Raw genomic sequence first — 17,168 nt, 5'->3', positions numbered from 1 at the left:
CCATGAACCTGAACGAACCCCGCGAACTCGCCTCATTGATCGAGGCCTTCCTGCTAGCCTCGGGCAAGCCGCAATCCCTGGAACGCCTGTACGAACTGTTCGAAGAGGGCGAGCGCCCGGCGCCGGCTGTCTTCAAGAAAGCTCTGGAGGTGCTCGGCAAGTCTTGCAATGGCCGCGCCTTCGAGCTCAAGGAGGTGGCCACCGGTTACCGCCTGCAGATTCGCGAAAACTATGCGCCCTGGGTCGGCCGCCTATGGGAAGAGCGCCCGCAGCGCTATTCCCGTGCCCTGCTTGAAACCATTGCGCTGATTGCTTATCGCCAACCCATCACCCGCGGCGAGATCGAGGATGTGCGGGGGGTGGCGGTGAACAGCAACATCATCAAGACCTTGATGGAGCGCGAGTGGATCCGCATCGTCGGTTACCGTGAGGTGCCCGGGCGGCCGGCGATGTTCGCCACCACCAAGGCGTTTCTTGATCACTTCAATCTAAAGAGCCTCGACCAGTTGCCGGCGTTGGCTGAGCTGCGTGAATTGGAGCCCGAACCGCTGCCCGATGACCCGGACGAGGCGCCGGTGCCTGCGCATCTTCAGGCCTTGGCCGATGCCAGTTTGGGCGAGGAGGGCGAAGAGCCGCCGCCGAAGGATGAGACCAGCTTCCGCACGCTGCTGGTGGAGCTGGATGCGATGGAAGAAGGGCTCAAGACTGATTTCGATGATTTGCGCGAAGAAGAACAGTTTCCTGAGGCTGAGGATAAGCTGCAATCCTGATTGTTTTGTATAGCCTGTGCCGGCCCCTTCGCCGGCACAGGTAAAGCAGGTCACTCGGCAGAAAACGATCCAAAGCTTCGAAAAAACCCCTACCCTCCAGTGCGTTCGGGCGTCGAACCGCGTATGATGCGCGCCCCTTTGGCGCATCCGTCGCCAAAAAACGCTTTCACTAATACACCGGGAGGTGCCCAGATGAGTGAGCAAGACCTGCAGGACCAACAACCCACCCCTCCGTCCGGCGAAAAGCTGCAGAAAGTGCTGGCGCGCATCGGCGTGGGCTCGCGTCGTGACGTCGAGGCCTGGATCAGCCAGGGCCGTATCAAGGTCAACGGTGTCGAGGCCACCTTGGGCCTTCGCGTCGACCTGCACGACGCCATTACCGTCGACGGCAAGCTGATCAAGCGTGTCGAGGCCGCCGAAGCGACCCGCCGCGTGATCATGTACAACAAGCCCGATGGCGAAATCTGCACCCGTGACGACCCGGAAGGCCGCCCGACCGTGTTCGACCGCCTGCCGCGCCCTAAAGAGGGCCGCTGGATCAACATCGGCCGCCTGGACATCAACACCACCGGCCTGCTGCTGTTCACCACCGACGGTGAGCTGGCCAACCGCCTGATGCACCCGTCCTACGAGATGGACCGCGAGTACGCCGTGCGCGTGCGCGGTGAGGTCGACGACGACATGGTCGAGCGCCTCAAGGCTGGCGTGATGCTCGAGGACGGCCCGGCCAAGTTCACCGACATCCAGAAGGCCCCGGGCGGTGAAGGCTTCAACCACTGGTACCACTGCGTGGTGATGGAAGGCCGCAACCGTGAAGTGCGTCGCTTGTGGGAGTCCCAGGGCGTTGTGGTCAGCCGCCTGAAGCGCGTGCGCTTCGGCCCGGTGTTCCTCAACTCCGACCTGCCGATGGGCCGCTGGCGCGAAATGAGCCAGGGTGAGATCGACATCCTGGCCGCCGAAGTGGGCCTGCAGCCGGTTGCGCTGCCAACGCTGAACCTCAAGGCCAAGGACAAGATGGAGCGCATGCAGCGCAAATCGACCCGCCCGCTGGGCCGTGGCGAGCGTGTGCGCACCCTGCGTCCGGCCGGTGAAGGTCAGGCCGAGCGTCCGGCTCGTGCGCCGCGTGAAGAGGCTGCACCGCGCAAGGGCAGCCGTGGAAGCGCGGTGGCCGAGCGCCCGAGCGACATGCGCAAGCGTCCCGCCCGCCCGGACGGCGACAAGCCGGCCGGCCGTGGTCGCGGCAAGCCGCGTGGCTGATCGGCCCTTGCAGTGAAAGAGCCAGCCTTCGGGCTGGCTTTTTTGTGCCCGGCGAATCTACGCGACCCCTGTAGGAGCGGCCTTGTGCCGCGAAAAGGCCGCAAAGCGGCCCCTGCGATCTTGAGGCTACTTGAGATCCCGGGGCTGCTGTGCAGCCCTTTCGCGGCACAAGGCCGACCCTACAGGTGTGAGGGCTTACGCTGCACAAATAGCTGATTCAAAAGAAATTTTTTTAGGTTTTGGAAAGTTTTCGAACCGCCATGTAAAGAAATCTATACGAATCGTGGCAAAATTCCCGGCCAAACCAGATTTTTCCTACCGCTGTAAACAGAACTTGCCGCATCCGCCATTCCAGAGCCTTCCGCCCTCGATCCGCCCCCTTGTCCAAACCCCGCCCACACGTTGATATAGCGCCATTGCCGTGTGCAACGCCTGGCCACAGAGCCCGGTTACAGAACAACAAATGGAGGCGCCATGTACGCCGATCACTCCGCCTTTTCAGGCCTTCACCCCAGGACCGCTGCGTTTTTTCCACAGGAAACGATGCAACGCGTTGACGCCTGCGCGTTTGCAGGGGTATACAATGCGCCGCGTTTTACCTGTGACCCCCTTGCGTACCGCGCACTCTTGCTGACACCCGGTTGATTCGCCCTGGGCCCCGTGCCCACCGCGACAGGCCCGTCCAAGAACCCAAGGTAACCACCTTGCCCATTCCGCTGCGCCACGAGCGCGGTGGGTCCGATTCCGTCACAGATAAAAACAAGCAGGTGACTTCGTTCATGAGTGGACATACCTCACAGTCCGGCGAACTCAAGCGTGGCTTGAAGAATCGCCATATCCAGCTGATCGCCCTGGGCGGCGCCATCGGCACCGGATTGTTCCTCGGCTCGGCCGGCGTGATGAAATCCGCGGGTCCGTCGATGATCCTCGGCTACGCCATCTGCGGCTTCATTGCCTTCATGATCATGCGCCAGCTGGGCGAGATGATCGTCGAGGAGCCGGTGGCCGGCTCCTTCAGCCACTTCGCGCACAAGTACTGGGGCGGTTTCGCCGGCTTCCTGTCGGGCTGGAACTGCTGGGTGCTGTACATCCTGGTCGGCATGTCGGAACTGTCGGCGGTGGGCAAGTACGTCCATTACTGGTGGCCGGAGATCCCGACCTGGGTCACCGCGGCAGGGTTCTTCCTGCTGATCAACGCCATCAACCTGATGAACGTGAAGTTCTTCGGCGAGGCCGAGTTCTGGTTCGCCATCATCAAGGTGGCTGCCATCGTCGGCATGATCGGCCTGGGTGCCTACCTGCTGACCAGCGGTAGCGGCGGCCCTGAGGCCACGGTCACCAACCTGTGGGCCCATGGCGGCTTCTTCCCCAATGGGGTCAGCGGCCTGGTGATGGCCCTGGCGTTCATCATGTTCTCCTTCGGTGGCCTGGAAATGCTCGGCTTCACCGCTGCAGAGGCCGACAAGCCGAAGACCGTGATCCCCAAGGCCATCAACCAGGTCATCTACCGCATCCTGATCTTCTACGTCGGTGCACTGGTGGTACTGCTGTCGCTGACGCCGTGGGACACCCTGGTCGCCAGCATCGACGCCTCCGGTGGCAGCTATGGCAGCAGCCCGTTCGTCCAGGTGTTCTCGCTGCTGGGCAGTGACGTGGCCGCGCATCTGCTGAACTTCGTGGTGCTGACCGCTGCATTGTCGGTGTACAACAGCGGTACCTACTGCAACGCCCGTATGCTCCTGGGCATGGCCGAGCAGGGCGATGCCCCGGCGGCGCTGGCCAAGGTGGACAAGCGCGGCGTGCCGGTACGTTCGATCCTGGTGTCGGCGGCCGTGACCCTGATCGCGGTGCTGCTCAACTACTGGATGCCGCAGAATGCCCTGGAGCTGTTGATGTCGCTGGTGGTGGCGACCCTGGTCATCAACTGGGCGATGATCAGCTACTCGCACCTGAAGTTCCGTCAACACCTCGACCGTACTGGCCAGAAGCCGCTGTTCAAGGCGCTGTGGTACCCCTACGGCAACTATGTGGTGCTGGCGTTCGTGGTGCTGATCCTGGGCATCATGCTGCAGATCCCGGGCATCCAGGTGTCGGTGTATGCGATGCCGGTATGGCTGGTGGTGATGTATGTGGCCTACATGCTCAAGAGCAAGCGTGGCTCGCAGGCCAACGGTGCGGCTGGCACGGTTGCCAAGTAAGCGCTGAGGCTGATTCAAGAAACCCGATGCCGGGCGACTGGCATCGGGTTTTTTGTTGCCTGTTCCGGCCTCATCGCCGGCAAGCCGGCTCCCACAGTGACAGCGATCACCGTCAATTGTGGGAGCCGGCTTGCCGGCGATGAGGCCTTCAGATCTGTTCGAGCAACCAGCTGCGAAACGCTCTTAACGAAGGCAAAGCCTCGTTGCGCGGCGGATAGATCAAGTAATAACTGCGTTGGCTGGCAAACGGCTCCCCCGGGCTGAACAGCTCGCCACTGGCCAGCTCTTCCTGCACCAGAATGCGCGGCACCAGGCCGATGCCAATCCCGGCGCGCACGGCCTGGATCAGGTGTGAGGTCAGCTCGAAGCTCGGCCCCAGGCGCATCGCGCGGTGGGGCAGGGCGTGATGGGAGAACCATTCGCCCCAGGCATGTGGATTATTGGCGACATTCAACAGCACTTGCCCGCTGATGCGCGCCGGGCTCCAGCCAGCCTCTTCGCCAGCGGCCTCGGGCGGCAGGATCACCACCAGCTCCTCGGCATGCAGGCGATGGCAGATCAGCCCCGGCAAGTCGTGGCTGGCCACGCCGATGGCGGCGTCGATCTCGCTGGTGTCGAAATTGATCGCTTCGATACGTGAATGAATATGCACCAGCATCCCCGGGTGGGCGCTGTAGAACGCATGCAGGCGTGGCAGCAGCCATTTCGAGCCGAAGGTCGGCAGGGTGGCCAGGCGCAGGGTGCCGACCCCGGACTGATAGGCCAGCGCCTGCAAGGTGGCGCTGCGGATGCGCCCCAGCGCCTCGCTCAGCTCGCGCTGGTACAGGCGGCCGACGTCGGTCAGTTGCACCTGGCGGCCCTCGCGGCGGAACAGGGTAAGCCCCAGTTGCTGCTCCAGCGCCTGCACTTGCCGGCTCACCGCGCTTTGCGTCAGCGAAAGCTCCGCGGCGGCGCGGGTGTAGCTTTCATGTCGGGCGGCGGCTTCGAATGCCAGCAGCAGCGACATCGACGGGGTGAGGTGGCGGTAATTCATTCATAAAACTCATTGATAGCGGCAGGAATATCCGTTTGCCCCTGGCGCGAAACTACAGGAACATTGGCGCATTCGTCATCCGCTCATGTTAAATCCATACCGCGATGACAGGATTTCCGTGAATTAGCCGATATCAAAGAGGCATCCATCGATGATCGCCCAGCTGCTGCCCCGTGCGCCTGCCGCCAACTACCCCGAATTCCTCGAAGCCCTGAAGAACAATGGCTTCCGTGGCCAGATCAGTGCCGACTACGGCACCCGTACCGTGCTGGCCACCGACAACTCGATCTACCAGCGCCTGCCCCAGGCGGCGGTGTTCCCGCTGGACGCCGACGATGTGGTGCGGGTCGCCACGCTGATGGCCGAACCGCGCTTTCATGCCATTAAGCTCACCCCGCGCGGTGGTGGTACCGGTACCAACGGCCAGTCGTTGACCGACGGTATCGTCGTCGATCTCTCGCGGCACATGAACAAGATCCTCGAAATCAACGTCGAGGAGCGCTGGGTGCGGGTGCAGGCCGGCACGGTCAAGGACCAGCTCAACGCCGCGCTCAAGCCCCACGGGCTGTTCTTCGCCCCCGAGCTGTCCACCTCCAACCGCGCCACCGTGGGCGGCATGATCAACACCGACGCCAGCGGCCAGGGCAGCTGCACCTACGGCAAGACCCGCGACCACGTGCTGGAGCTGCACAGCGTGCTGCTCGGTGGCGAGCGCCTGCACAGCCTGCCGATCGACGACGCGGCGCTGGCGCAGGCTTGCGCCGCCCCCGGGCGGGTGGGCGAGGTTTACCGCATGGCCCGCGAGATCCAGGAAACCCAGGGTGAGCTGATCGAGAGCACCTTCCCCAAGCTCAACCGCTGCCTGACCGGCTATGACCTGGCGCACCTGCGCGACGAGCAGGGCCGCTTCAACCTCAACAGCGTGCTGTGCGGCGCCGAGGGCTCGCTGGGCTATGTGGTCGAGGCCAAGCTCAACGTGCTGCCGATCCCCAAGTACGCCGTGCTGGTCAACGTGCGCTACACCAGCTTCATGGACGCCCTGCGCGACGCCAATGCATTGATGGCGCACAAGCCGCTGTCGATCGAGACCGTCGACTCCAAGGTGTTGATGCTGGCGATGAAGGACATCGTCTGGCACAGCGTCGCCGAATACTTCCCGGCCGACCCCGAGCGCCCGACCCTGGGCATCAACCTGGTGGAGTTCTGCGGTGACGAGCCGGACGAGGTCAATGCCCGGGTCCAGGCCTTCGTCGCGCACCTGCAGGCCGACAAGGGTGTCGAGCGCCTGGGCCACACCCTGGCTGAAGGCGCCGAGGCAGTGACCCGCGTCTATGTGATGCGCAAGCGCTCGGTGGGGCTGCTGGGCAACGTCGAGGGCGAAGTGCGCCCGCAGCCGTTCGTCGAGGACACCGCGGTACCACCAGAGCAACTGGCCGATTACATTGCCGACTTCCGTGCGCTGCTCGATGGCTATGGCCTGGCCTACGGCATGTTCGGCCACGTCGATGCCGGCGTGCTGCACGTGCGCCCGGCGCTGGACATGAAGGACCCGGCCCAGGCCGCCCTGGTCAAGCCGATCTCCGATGCCGTGGCGGCGCTGACCAAAAGCTATGGCGGCCTGCTGTGGGGCGAGCACGGCAAGGGCCTGCGCTCGGAGTATGTGCCAGAGTATTTCGGTGAGCTGTACCCGGCGCTGCAGCGCCTCAAGGGCGCGTTCGACCCACACAACCAGCTCAACCCCGGCAAGATCTGCACCCCGCCGGACAGCGCCGAAGGCCTGACCCCGGTGGATGGCGTGACCCTGCGTGGCGATCTGGACCGCAGCATCGACGAGCGCGTGTGGCAGAGCTTCGGCAGCGCCGTGCACTGCAACGGCAACGGCGCCTGCTACAACTACGACCCCAACGACGCCATGTGCCCGTCGTGGAAGGCCACCCGCGAACGCCAGCACTCGCCCAAGGGCCGCGCTTCGTTGATCCGCGAATGGCTGCGCCTGCAGGGCGAGGCCAACATCGACGTGCTGGCCGCCGCCCAGCGCAAGGCCTCCTGGCTCAAGGGGCTGCCGGCTCGGCTGCGCAACAGCCGTGCGCAACAGCAGGGGCAGCAAGATTTTTCTCACGAGGTGTATGACGCCATGGCCGGTTGCCTGGCGTGCAAGTCCTGCGCGGGGCAGTGCCCGATCAAGGTCAATGTGCCGGACTTCCGCTCGCGCTTCCTCGAGCTGTACCACGGCCGTTACCAGCGCCCGCTGCGTGATTACCTGATCGGTTCGCTGGAGTTCACCATTCCGTACCTGGCCCACGCGCCGGGCCTGTACAACGCGGTGATGGGCTCGAAGTGGGTAAGCAAGCTGCTGGCGGACCAGGTCGGCATGGTCGACAGCCCGCTGATCAGCCGCTTCAACTTCCAGGCCACCCTGACCCGTTGCCGGGTGCAGGTGGCCAGCGTGCCGGCCCTGCGCGAACTGACCCCGGCCCAGCGCGAGCGCAGCATCGTGCTGGTGCAGGACGCCTTCACCCGCTACTTCGAGACGCCGTTGCTGGCCTCGTTCATCGAGCTGGCCCATCGCCTGGGGCACAAGGTGTTCCTCGCGCCCTACAGCGCCAACGGCAAGCCGCTGCATGTGCAGGGTTTCCTCGGCGCCTTTGCCAAGGCGGCGATCCGCAACGGCACCCAGCTCAAGGCCCTGGCCGACTGCGGTGTGCCACTGGTGGGCCTGGACCCGGCGATGACCCTGGTGTATCGCCAGGAGTACCAGAAGGTCGACGGCCTGGAGGGCTGCCCGCAGGTGCTGCTGCCCCAGGAATGGCTGATGGACGTGCTGCCCGAGCAGGCGCCGGCCAAGGCGGGCAGCTACCGCCTGATGGCCCACTGCACCGAGAAGACCAACGTGCCGGCCAGTACCAAGCAGTGGGAGCAGGTGTTCGCGCGCATGGGCCTGAAGCTGGTTACCGAGGCCACGGGGTGCTGTGGCATGTCCGGTACCTATGGGCATGAGGCGCGTAACCAGGAAACTTCGAAGACCATCTTCGAGCAGTCCTGGGCGACCAAGCTGGACAAGGATGGCGAGGCGCTGGCGACCGGTTATTCGTGCCGCAGCCAGGTCAAGCGCATGACCGAGAAGCAGTTGCGCCATCCGCTGGAAGTAGTGCTGCAGTACGCGCAACGCTAGTGAGATTGTCGGGGGCCGCTATGCGGCCCAATCGCCGGCAAGCCGGCTCCCACTCTGATCGCATAAGCCCGAGCCATGCGCTAACCCTGTGGGAGCCGGCTTGCCGGCGATGAGGCCGGTGAAGCGAAAGTTGAATCAGGATTGATCAGCGCGCTGGCGCATTCGCCGCGCCTGGCGGTACAGATACAGGCTCAACACCAGTCCGCACGCCGCTGCACCTGCCGCAAACAGGAACATCGAGGCAAACCCGAACCCCGCCGCCACCGCGCCCACCAGCGGCCCGGTAATCCCCAGCGACAAATCGATGAACAGCGAATACGCCCCCACCGCTGCACCGCGGTTGGCCGCCGATACCTGGTTCACCGCCTCGACGCCCAGTGCCGGGAACACCAGCGAGAACCCGAAACCACTGAGCGCCGCCCCGGCCAGAGCTATTTCGGCGCTTGGTGCCAGCCACAGCATCAGCAACCCCAGGGTCTCCACCGACAGGCAAGCGATTGCCACGCGAAAACCACCCAGGCGGTTGATCATGTTGCCGAACAGCAGCCGTGCGCTGATGAAGCTGGCGCCGAACAGGCTCAGGGTCAGCGCTGCGTTGGGCCAGTCGCGGCTGGCGTAATACAGGGTGATGAAGGTGGCGATGGTGCCGAAACCGATCGAGCCCAGCGCCAGCCCCGAACCATGGGGGAACACCTTGCCCAGTACTTGCAAAAAGGGCAGGCGCACCCCGCTGACCACCGGCGCTGCGCGCTTGGGCCAGGCCAGCAGCAGGCCGAGCACGCCCAGCAGGATGATGCTCGCGCCCATGCTCCACAGCCCGAGGTGCTTGACCATCAGCACCCCCAGCGGCGCGCCGATGGCCAGTGCGCCATAGCTGGCGATACCGTTCCAGGAGATCACCTTGGCGGTGTTGTTCGCGCCGACCCGACCAATGCCCCAGCCGATCGAACCCGAGCCCACCAGGCTTTCCGCGCTGCCCAGTACCAGGCGGCCGATCAGCAGGCAGGCCAGGCTCAGCCACGGCCAAGGCGTGAGGAAGTGGCAGGCGAGCATGAATACGCCGCTCAGGCCGCAGCCGGCCAGGCCCCACATCACGGCTTTCTTGCTGCCGAGGTTGTCGATGATGCGGCTGGCGGTAGGGCGGCTGAGCAGGGTGGCCAGGTACTGCACACTGATCACCAGGCCGGCGATGACGGCGCTGAAACCCAGTTGGTTGTGCACATAGCCCGGCAACACGGCAAGGGGGATGCCGATGTTCAGGTAGCCGATGAAGGTGAAGAGGACGATCGAGACGACTTGCAGGGTGACCGCAAGGGGGCGCGGTGAATCGGGCATGGGGGCCTTCGGAGGGTAGAGGTTCTGGACGGTGTGAAAACGCGATGGCGGGGAGGTTCCCACAGGCCAGCCGTTTTCACACTGTCGGGGTCTGCGCGGTTATTCCTGGTCGGCGCTGGATTGATCGTCACCGTGCGGTTCGACGGCAGGCGTCGGTTCGGCGTGGGCGGCAACGGATTGCTCTTCGGGGTTCAGGCTTGGGAAGGGAAGATTCGGGATTTCATGCATCTCGTCGTTCCTCGCAAGTGTGAGTGAAAAGACTGCGCGTGGCGCGTGTGTGGCTTCGAAAAGCAGGGGCAGGATACAGCAGTGAGGATGACAGTTTGAGATTTTTCCGCCCCGTGGGTCGGTTTTTACGGGCGGATATCGGACGGTGCGGGGGGTATGGGGTCTGAATAATGGGGCCGCAAAGCGGCCCCAAAATATCAATTACAGACGTCGGCGATTGCCGCAGCCAGCTGTTCCAGGCGCTTGGTATCGGCCCCGGCGATATTCGCCCGGCCAGTGCCGACCATGTACACGCTGTGCTTTTCACGCAGCAGGCGCACTTGCTCCGGGTTCAGCCCGGTATACGAGAACATCCCGCGTTGCGCGGCAATGTGCGCGAAGCGCTCGGCCAGCCCGTGCGGCACCAGGGCCTCGACCAGCCCTTGGCGCAGTTCGGCGATGCGTTGGCGCATGGCCTCGACTTCCTCGACCCACAGCGCCTTGAGCGCCGGGTCGCCAAGGATCTGCGCGACCACGGCGGCGCCATGGTCCGGCGGCGTCGACCACAGGTTGCGGGCAAGCAGCGCCAGCTGGCTGCGTACGTCCTGCAGTTTCTCGGCGTCGTGGCTGCACACCAGCAGGGCGCCGGTGCGGTCGCGGTACAGGCCGAAGTTCTTCGAGCAGGAGCTGGTGATCAGCAGTTCCGGCAACTCGGCGGCGAACAGGCGCACGGCCCAGGCGTCCTGTTCCAGGCCATCGCCAAAACCCTGGTAGGCGAAGTCGATCAGTGGCAGCAGGTTGCGCCGCTTGACGACGTCGAGCACCGCGCGCCAGTCATCCTGGCCCAGGTCGAAACCGGTGGGGTTGTGGCAGCAGGCGTGCAGCAGCACCACGTCGCCTTCCGGTGCCTGTTCCAGCGCGGCGAGCATGCCGGCAACGTTCAGGCGGTTGTCGCTGCCCACGTAGGGGTAGTGCGACACCTTCAGGCCGGCGCCGGCGAAGATCGTCTCGTGGATCGGCCAGGTCGGGTCGCTCAGCCACAGGCCGCGGCCCGGCAGGCACTGGGCGATGAACTCCGCCGCCAGGCGCAGTGCGCCAGTGCCGCCCGGGGTCTGGGTGGCGCCAGCGCGCTGGTTGGCCAGCAGCGGCGAAGCGCTACCCAGCACCAGTTCGCTGATCAGGCGGCCAAAGGCTGCGTCGCCGTGGCCGCCGATGTAGCTTTTGCTGGCTTGCTGGGCAACCAGGCGTTGTTCGGCCTGCTTGACCGCCGAAGGTATCGGCGTCAGGCCCTGGGCGTCCTTGAACACGCCGACGCCCAGGTCGAACTTGGCCGGGTTGTCATCGCGCGCGTAGGCCTCCATCAGCCCGAGGATCGGGTCGCCAGGGACCCGCCCGATCGCCGCGAAGTGCATCACTTGCGCCCTTCGGCGGTCTCGGCGACCTTGTCGGTGCGGGCGCACATGATGAAGTCGTTGCGGTGCAGGCCTTTGATCGAGTGGCTCCACCAGGTCACGGTGACCTTGCCCCACTCGGTCATCAGGCCCGGGTGGTGGCCTTCGGCCTCGGCGATTTCACCCACGGCGTTGGTGAAGGCCAGGGCGTGCTTGAAGTTCTTGAACAGGAAGACGCGCTCGAGCTCCATGTGGCCGTCGCGCACTTCGATGTTCCAGTCCGGGATCTCGCGGATCAGTACCGCCAGTTCCTCGTCGGTGACTTTCGGGGCATCGGCGCGGCAGGCTTCGCAGTGGGCTTGGTTCAAGGCATTCATGGTGAGTATTTTCCGTTTTGAGTTGTTATCGACGAAGGCGGCTCAGGCGGCGACCTTGGGTGGAAACTTCGGTGCGTGCAGGCCCAGCTGCATGGCCTGGTGGACCATGGCCATGATGTCTTCGTGGGCCAGGTCGAACAGGCGTTTCATGTTCGGCAGGACGAAGTACAGGGGCTGCAGGATGTCGATGCGGTACGGCGTGCGCATGGCTTCGATCGGGTCGAAGGCCTGGTGCTCGGGCTCGCCGGACAGGCTGTAGACGGTCTCTTTGGGCGACGAGAGGATGCCGCCGCCGTAGATCTTGCGACCTTGCGGGGTTTCCATCAGGCCGAACTCGATGGTCATCCAGTACAGCCGCGCCAGGTAGACGCGCTGTTCCTTGGTGGCTGCCAGGCCGAGCTTGCCGTAGGTGTGGGTGAATTCGGCGAACCAGGGGTTGGTCAGCAGCGGGCAGTGGCCGAAGATCTCGTGGAAGATGTCGGGCTCTTGCAGGTAGTCGAGTTCTTCCGGGGTGCGGATGAAGGTGGCGACCGGGAAGCGCTTGCTGGCCAGCAGTTCGAAGAAGGTCTGGAAGGGGATCAGTGCCGGCACGCGGGCAACCTGCCAGCCGGTGGTGGCGCCGAGCACCTTGTTGACTTCGCCCAGCTGCGGGATGCGGTCATGGGGCAGCTTGAGCTGCTCGATGCCGTCCAGGTATTCCTGGCAGGCCCGGCCTTCGATGACTTTCAGCTGGCGGGTAATCAGGGTGTTCCACACCGCATGCTCTTGCTGCGGGTAGTCGATAAAACCTTGCGCATCGGGCTCGCGGGCCACGTAGTGCGTCTGTTTCATGTGGCGCTCCTGGTGAGGGCTTTCTTGTTATGTGCAGGACATGCCATAGGAATATCCCTACATTCGCCACTTTGCACGGGGGTGCGGGCTGTGTGATGGCCTGTACCTCCTTCCGTTTTGTAACGATAATTTTACAAAAGGCCCGTAAACCCGGAAAATCACGGGCATCGGGCTGGCCTTCAAGTGGAATTTGTCAGCTTATCTTTACGACTTTTCTGCGTGTCGACGAAAAACTTCGGCCGCTTCGAGAGCTTTCATGCGTATCAAAGTGCACTGCCAGAACCGCATCGGGATCCTGCGCGACATTCTCAACCTGCTGGTGGAATACGGCATCAACGTACTGCGCGGCGAAGTAGGGGGCGATCATGGCAACGCCATCTACCTGCACTGCCCGAACCTGATCAATATCCAGTTCCAGGCGCTGCGGCCGAAGTTCGAGGCGATCGCCGGGGTGTTCGGGGTCAAGCGGGTCGGGCTGATGCCCAGCGAGCGCCGGCACATGGAGCTCAATGCCTTGCTCGGGGCGCTGGACTTCCCGGTGCTGTCCATCGACATGGGCGGCAGTATCGTGGCCGCCAACCGCAGTGCGGCCCAGTTGCTTGGGGTGCGGGTCGATGAAGTGCCGGGCCTGCCGCTGTCACGCTATGTCGAGGACTTCGACCTGCCGGAGCTGGTGCGCGCCAACAAGTCGCGAATCAACGGCCTGCGCATCAAGGTCAAGGGCGACGTGTTCCTGGCCGACATCGCGCCGCTGCAGTCGGAGCACGACGAAAGCGAGGCGCTGGCCGGCGCGGTATTGACCCTGCACCGCGCCGACCGTATTGGCGAACGCATCTACAACGTGCGCAAGCAGGAGTTGCGCGGGTTCGACAGCATCTTCCAGAGTTCGCGGGTGATGGCTGCGGTGGTGCGTGAGGCCCGGCGCATGGCGCCGTTGGATGCGCCGCTGCTGATCGAGGGCGAGACCGGCACCGGCAAGGAGCTGCTGGCCCGCGCCTGCCATCTGGCCAGCCCGCGTGGCCAGGCGCCGTTGATGGCGCTCAACTGTGCCGGCCTGCCGGAATCGATGGCCGAAACCGAGCTGTTCGGTTACGGCCCCGGGGCGTTCGAAGGTGCGCGTGCCGAGGGCAAGCTGGGGCTGCTGGAGCTGACCGCAGGCGGCACCCTGTTCCTCGACGGGGTAGGGGAGATGAGCCCGCGCCTGCAGGTGAAACTGCTGCGCTTCCTGCAGGACGGATGCTTCCGGCGGGTGGGCAGCGATGAAGAGGTTTACCTGGACGTGCGGGTGATCTGTGCCACCCAGGTCGACCTGTCCGAGCTGTGCGCCCGGGGTGAGTTCCGCCAGGACTTGTATCACCGGCTCAACGTGCTGTCGTTGCACATCCCGCCGCTGCGCGAGTGCATGGATGGGCTGGAGGGGTTGGTGCAGCACTTTCTCGACCAGGCCAGTCGGCAGATTGGTTGCCCGATGCCGCGGTTGGCGCCGGCAGCGATGGACAAGCTCAGTCAGTACCATTGGCCGGGCAACGTCCGGCAATTGGAAAACGTGTTGTTCCAGGCCGTGTCGTTATGCGAGGGCGGGGTGGTGAAGAGCGAACATATCCGCTTGCCGGATTATGGCGCGCGTCAGCCGTTGGGCGAGTTTTCGCTGGACGGTGATCTTGCGCAGATTGTCGGGCGTTTTGAAAAGGCGGTACTTGAAAGTTTGCTGAGTGAATATTCAAGTAGTCGGGCGCTGGGTAAAAGGCTGGGGGTTTCACATACGACGATTGCCAACAAGTTGCGTGATTATTCACTTAACAAGTCGGCGGATTAATTTCGATAAGTTGTGGCTTTCAATATTTTTCGCGGCTAAAGCCGCTGCCATAGGGATAGTGCGGACCCTGTGGGCGCGGCTTTAGCCGCGAAAGGGCCCCGGAGGGGCCCCAATTCACGGGGTCAGCCGTTGGAGCAGCCGTTGCCCATCACGCGGTATTCGAGAATGTGCTTCTGGCCCTGGGAGTCCTCGTAGGTCATACGGGCCGGCACCACTTCGCAGACATTGGGCACTTCGCTCATGGAAAGGACGCGGGCGATGTCCAGGTGCTGCGAATAACTGTACTGTTCAACCGGAATCTGCTCGGCATCTTTTGCCTCGCCGGCCAGTGCCGCGCCGCAAAGACTGCCAAGTACCAATACCAGTAAAGCTTTCATTTTCTATTTACCTGTCTAAGGTCGTGAGGGGGCACGCGGCGCTTGTGGCGCCGCGAGTACAACGGTTGTTCAACTATCAGGATGAGGTGCGGATCAACTTTGCCTTCGTGGGGGCTGTAACCAGAAGTTAATCGCGTTGCCGTTGCTGGCGAGTTGAATTCTAGGAGGGTGGCTGCGGCTGAAACAGAGGGGGTTTTGATAAAGTCTTTTGACAGAATCTGTAACAATCCCTTGGAAAAATGCTCCGGTTTTTCTCGCGGATGGCTGTGTGCCATGAGTTAGAGCGGTCGAGCCGGATGGGCCGGTCTTTGGCGGGTTGCGTTACTACCAACGTCGAATGGCTTTTGCCGCTCTGGTACAGTTACAAACGGTTCCATACAAAAACAACTATTACACCGAGGTAACACAGATGAGTGCGGCTCCACTGTATCCCGTTCGTCCCGAGGTTGCGGCCACTACCCTGACCGACGAGGCCACCTACAAGGCCATGTACCAGCAGTCTGTGATCAACCCGGACGGCTTCTGGCGCGAGCAGGCCCAGCGCCTGGACTGGATCAAGCCCTTCACCAAGGTCAAGCAGACCTCGTTCGACGACCACCATGTCGATATCAAGTGGTTCGCCGACGGCACTCTGAACGTTTCCTCCAACTGCCTGGACCGCCACCTCGAAGAGCGCGGCGACCAGCTGGCGATCATCTGGGAGGGCGACGACCCTTCCGAGCACCGCAACATCACCTATCGCGAGCTCCACGAGCAGGTCTGCAAGTTCGCCAACGCCCTGCGTGGCCAGGATGTGCACCGTGGTGACGTGGTCACCATCTATATGCCGATGATCCCCGAGGCCGTGGTGGCCATGCTGGCCTGTGCCCGCATTGGCGCGATCCACTCGGTGGTGTTCGGCGGCTTCTCGCCGGAGGCCCTGGCCGGGCGCATCATCGACTGCAAGTCGAAGGTGGTGATCACTGCCGACGAAGGTGTGCGCGGCGGCCGTCGTACCCCGCTCAAGGGTAACGTCGACCTGGCCCTGACCAACCCGGAAACCAGCAGTGTGCAGAAGATCATCGTGTGCAAGCGCACCGGTGGCGACATCGCCTGGCACCAGCACCGTGACATCTGGTACGAGGACCTGATGAAGGTTGCCTCCAGCCACTGTGCGCCGAAAGAGATGGGGGCCGAAGAGGCACTGTTCATCCTTTATACCTCTGGCTCCACCGGCAAGCCGAAGGGCGTGTTGCACACCACCGGCGGCTACCTGGTGTATGCCGCGCTGACCCATGAGCGGGTGTTCGACTACCGCCCGGGCGAGGTGTACTGGTGCACCGCCGACGTGGGCTGGGTCACTGGCCACAGCTATATCGTCTACGGCCCGCTGGCCAACGGCGCCACCACGCTGCTGTTCGAAGGTGTGCCGAACTACCCGGACATCACCCGCGTGTCGAAGATCGTCGACAAGCACAAGGTCAATATCCTCTACACCGCGCCGACCGCGATCCGCGCCATGATGGCCGAGGGCGAAGCCGCCGTGGCCGGTGCCGACGGCTCCAGCCTGCGCCTGCTGGGCTCGGTGGGCGAGCCGATCAACCCGGAAGCCTGGAACTGGTACTACAAGACCGTCGGCAAGCAGCGTTGCCCGATCGTCGACACCTGGTGGCAGACCGAGACCGGTGGTGTGCTGATCAGCCCGCTGCCGGGGGCTACCGCGCTCAAGCCGGGTTCGGCGACCCGCCCATTCTTCGGTGTGGTGCCGGCCCTGGTTGACAACCTGGGCAACCTGATCGACGGCGCCGCCGAAGGCAATCTGGTGATCCTCGATTCGTGGCCGGGCCAGTCGCGCTCGCTTTATGGTGATCACGACCGCTTCGTCGACACCTATTTCAAGACCTTCCGTGGCATGTACTTCACCGGTGACGGCGCCCGCCGCGACGAGGACGGCTACTACTGGATCACCGGCCGTGTGGATGACGTGCTGAACGTGTCCGGCCACCGCATGGGTACCGCCGAGATCGAAAGCGCCATGGTTGCCCACCCGAAAGTGGCCGAGGCCGCGGTGGTGGGTGTGCCGCATGACATCAAGGGGCAGGGCATCTATGTCTATGTCACCCTCAATGCCGGCGAGGAATCGAGCGAGCAACTGCGCCTGGAGCTGAAGAACTGGGTGCGCAAGGAGATCGGCCCGATCGCTTCGCCGGACGTGATCCAGTGGGCGCCGGGGCTGCCGAAAACCCGCTCGGGCAAGATCATGCGCCGCATCCTGCGCAAGATCGCCACGGCCGAGTACGACGCGCTGGGTGATATCTCCACCCTGGCCGACCCGGGGGTGGTGCAGCACCTGATCGATACCCACAAGGCGATGAGCCTGGCTTCGGCCTGATGGCAAGGGGCCGCTTTGCGGCCCTTTCGCGGC

At 63.7% G+C, this 17,168-nt stretch carries 13 protein-coding genes; 6 read left to right on the top strand and 7 right to left on the bottom strand.

What is annotated here, in order from left to right; translation table 11 throughout:
* The first annotated feature begins 2 nt into the window (after window positions 1-2).
* From scpB to L6D77_RS08525, 3 genes are all read left to right on the top strand, one after another.
* Window positions 3-770: an SMC-Scp complex subunit ScpB gene (gene scpB / locus L6D77_RS08535; protein ID WP_232882761.1), complete on the top strand. Its 768-nt coding sequence runs from the start codon at window positions 3-5 to the stop codon at window positions 768-770.
* Between the two features lie 192 nt (window positions 771-962).
* Window positions 963-2,027, top strand: coding sequence for a 23S rRNA pseudouridine(2605) synthase RluB (rluB, locus tag L6D77_RS08530; protein ID WP_232882762.1), 1,065 nt, complete (start codon window positions 963-965; stop codon window positions 2,025-2,027).
* 779 nt (window positions 2,028-2,806) lie between these two features.
* The gene (locus L6D77_RS08525) at window positions 2,807-4,225 is read left to right on the top strand and encodes an amino acid permease (protein ID WP_232882763.1); all 1,419 of its coding nucleotides are present in this window, start codon (window positions 2,807-2,809) and stop codon (window positions 4,223-4,225) included.
* Window positions 4,226-4,373: 148 nt separating this feature from the next.
* Here L6D77_RS08525 and L6D77_RS08520 read toward each other — a convergent pair whose 3' ends face one another.
* Window positions 4,374-5,258: a LysR substrate-binding domain-containing protein gene (locus tag L6D77_RS08520; protein ID WP_232882764.1), complete on the bottom strand. Its 885-nt coding sequence runs from the start codon at window positions 5,256-5,258 to the stop codon at window positions 4,374-4,376.
* Window positions 5,259-5,409: 151 nt separating this feature from the next.
* Here L6D77_RS08520 and ydiJ point away from each other — a divergent pair, with 151 nt between their 5' ends.
* Window positions 5,410-8,430, top strand: coding sequence for a D-2-hydroxyglutarate dehydrogenase YdiJ (ydiJ, locus tag L6D77_RS08515; protein WP_232882765.1), 3,021 nt, complete (start codon window positions 5,410-5,412; stop codon window positions 8,428-8,430).
* 135 nt (window positions 8,431-8,565) lie between these two features.
* Here the strand turns inward: ydiJ and L6D77_RS08510 are convergent, their stop codons facing one another.
* The 5 genes from L6D77_RS08510 to phhA form a co-directional block, all read right to left on the bottom strand.
* Entirely contained in the window at window positions 8,566-9,765 is a 1,200-nt protein-coding gene (locus tag L6D77_RS08510; protein ID WP_232882766.1) for an MFS transporter, read from the bottom strand.
* A gap of 99 nt (window positions 9,766-9,864) precedes the next feature.
* Window positions 9,865-9,993, bottom strand: coding sequence for a hypothetical protein (locus L6D77_RS27290; protein WP_256671375.1), 129 nt, complete (start codon window positions 9,991-9,993; stop codon window positions 9,865-9,867).
* 197 nt (window positions 9,994-10,190) lie between these two features.
* Entirely contained in the window at window positions 10,191-11,387 is a 1,197-nt protein-coding gene (locus L6D77_RS08505) for an amino acid aminotransferase (protein ID WP_232882767.1), read from the bottom strand.
* The gene (locus L6D77_RS08500) at window positions 11,384-11,740 is read right to left on the bottom strand and encodes a 4a-hydroxytetrahydrobiopterin dehydratase (RefSeq protein WP_232882768.1); all 357 of its coding nucleotides are present in this window, start codon (window positions 11,738-11,740) and stop codon (window positions 11,384-11,386) included. The genes L6D77_RS08505 and L6D77_RS08500 overlap by 4 nt, the downstream gene beginning before the upstream one ends.
* A gap of 42 nt (window positions 11,741-11,782) precedes the next feature.
* The gene (phhA, locus tag L6D77_RS08495; RefSeq protein ID WP_232882769.1) at window positions 11,783-12,571 is read right to left on the bottom strand and encodes a phenylalanine 4-monooxygenase; all 789 of its coding nucleotides are present in this window, start codon (window positions 12,569-12,571) and stop codon (window positions 11,783-11,785) included.
* A gap of 256 nt (window positions 12,572-12,827) precedes the next feature.
* On the opposite strand from phhA, the gene L6D77_RS08490 reads away from it, so the two are divergent.
* Complete coding sequence (locus tag L6D77_RS08490; RefSeq protein ID WP_232882770.1) at window positions 12,828-14,387, top strand: sigma-54-dependent transcriptional regulator; 1,560 nt, start codon at window positions 12,828-12,830, stop codon at window positions 14,385-14,387.
* A 122-nt stretch (window positions 14,388-14,509) separates the two neighbouring features.
* Here the strand turns inward: L6D77_RS08490 and L6D77_RS08485 are convergent, their stop codons facing one another.
* The gene (locus L6D77_RS08485; RefSeq protein WP_232882771.1) at window positions 14,510-14,764 is read right to left on the bottom strand and encodes a DUF2790 domain-containing protein; all 255 of its coding nucleotides are present in this window, start codon (window positions 14,762-14,764) and stop codon (window positions 14,510-14,512) included.
* Between the two features lie 409 nt (window positions 14,765-15,173).
* Here L6D77_RS08485 and acs point away from each other — a divergent pair, with 409 nt between their 5' ends.
* A complete protein-coding gene (gene acs, locus L6D77_RS08480) occupies window positions 15,174-17,135 on the top strand; it encodes an acetate--CoA ligase (protein ID WP_110991923.1) in 1,962 nt (653 codons plus the stop codon).
* The last annotated feature ends 33 nt before the right edge of the window (window positions 17,136-17,168 follow it).

It is taken from the genome of Pseudomonas parasichuanensis (genome assembly GCF_021601385.1).
In the GTDB taxonomy this organism is placed as follows: Bacteria; Pseudomonadota; Gammaproteobacteria; order Pseudomonadales; family Pseudomonadaceae; genus Aquipseudomonas; species Aquipseudomonas parasichuanensis.
The sequence above is the reverse complement of the archived record's forward strand: the minus strand, read 5'-3'. Positions and strand labels throughout refer to the sequence as shown.

What these genes read in the sequence shown, in the direction of transcription:
- L6D77_RS08500 (WP_232882768.1), bottom strand. Translation starts at nt 11,740, where the DNA reads ATGAATGCCTTGAACCAAGCCCACTGCGAAGCCTGCCGCGCCGATGCC.
- acs (WP_110991923.1), top strand. Translation starts at nt 15,174, where the DNA reads ATGAGTGCGGCTCCACTGTATCCCGTTCGTCCCGAGGTTGCGGCCACT.
- L6D77_RS08510 (WP_232882766.1), bottom strand. Translation starts at nt 9,765, where the DNA reads ATGCCCGATTCACCGCGCCCCCTTGCGGTCACCCTGCAAGTCGTCTCG.
- ydiJ (WP_232882765.1), top strand. Translation starts at nt 5,410, where the DNA reads ATGATCGCCCAGCTGCTGCCCCGTGCGCCTGCCGCCAACTACCCCGAA.
- phhA (WP_232882769.1), bottom strand. Translation starts at nt 12,571, where the DNA reads ATGAAACAGACGCACTACGTGGCCCGCGAGCCCGATGCGCAAGGTTTT.
- rluB (WP_232882762.1), top strand. Translation starts at nt 963, where the DNA reads ATGAGTGAGCAAGACCTGCAGGACCAACAACCCACCCCTCCGTCCGGC.
- L6D77_RS08485 (WP_232882771.1), bottom strand. Translation starts at nt 14,764, where the DNA reads ATGAAAGCTTTACTGGTATTGGTACTTGGCAGTCTTTGCGGCGCGGCA.
- L6D77_RS08490 (WP_232882770.1), top strand. Translation starts at nt 12,828, where the DNA reads ATGCGTATCAAAGTGCACTGCCAGAACCGCATCGGGATCCTGCGCGAC.
- L6D77_RS08520 (WP_232882764.1), bottom strand. Translation starts at nt 5,258, where the DNA reads ATGAATTACCGCCACCTCACCCCGTCGATGTCGCTGCTGCTGGCATTC.
- scpB (WP_232882761.1), top strand. Translation starts at nt 3, where the DNA reads ATGAACCTGAACGAACCCCGCGAACTCGCCTCATTGATCGAGGCCTTC.
- L6D77_RS27290 (WP_256671375.1), bottom strand. Translation starts at nt 9,993, where the DNA reads ATGCATGAAATCCCGAATCTTCCCTTCCCAAGCCTGAACCCCGAAGAG.
- L6D77_RS08525 (WP_232882763.1), top strand. Translation starts at nt 2,807, where the DNA reads ATGAGTGGACATACCTCACAGTCCGGCGAACTCAAGCGTGGCTTGAAG.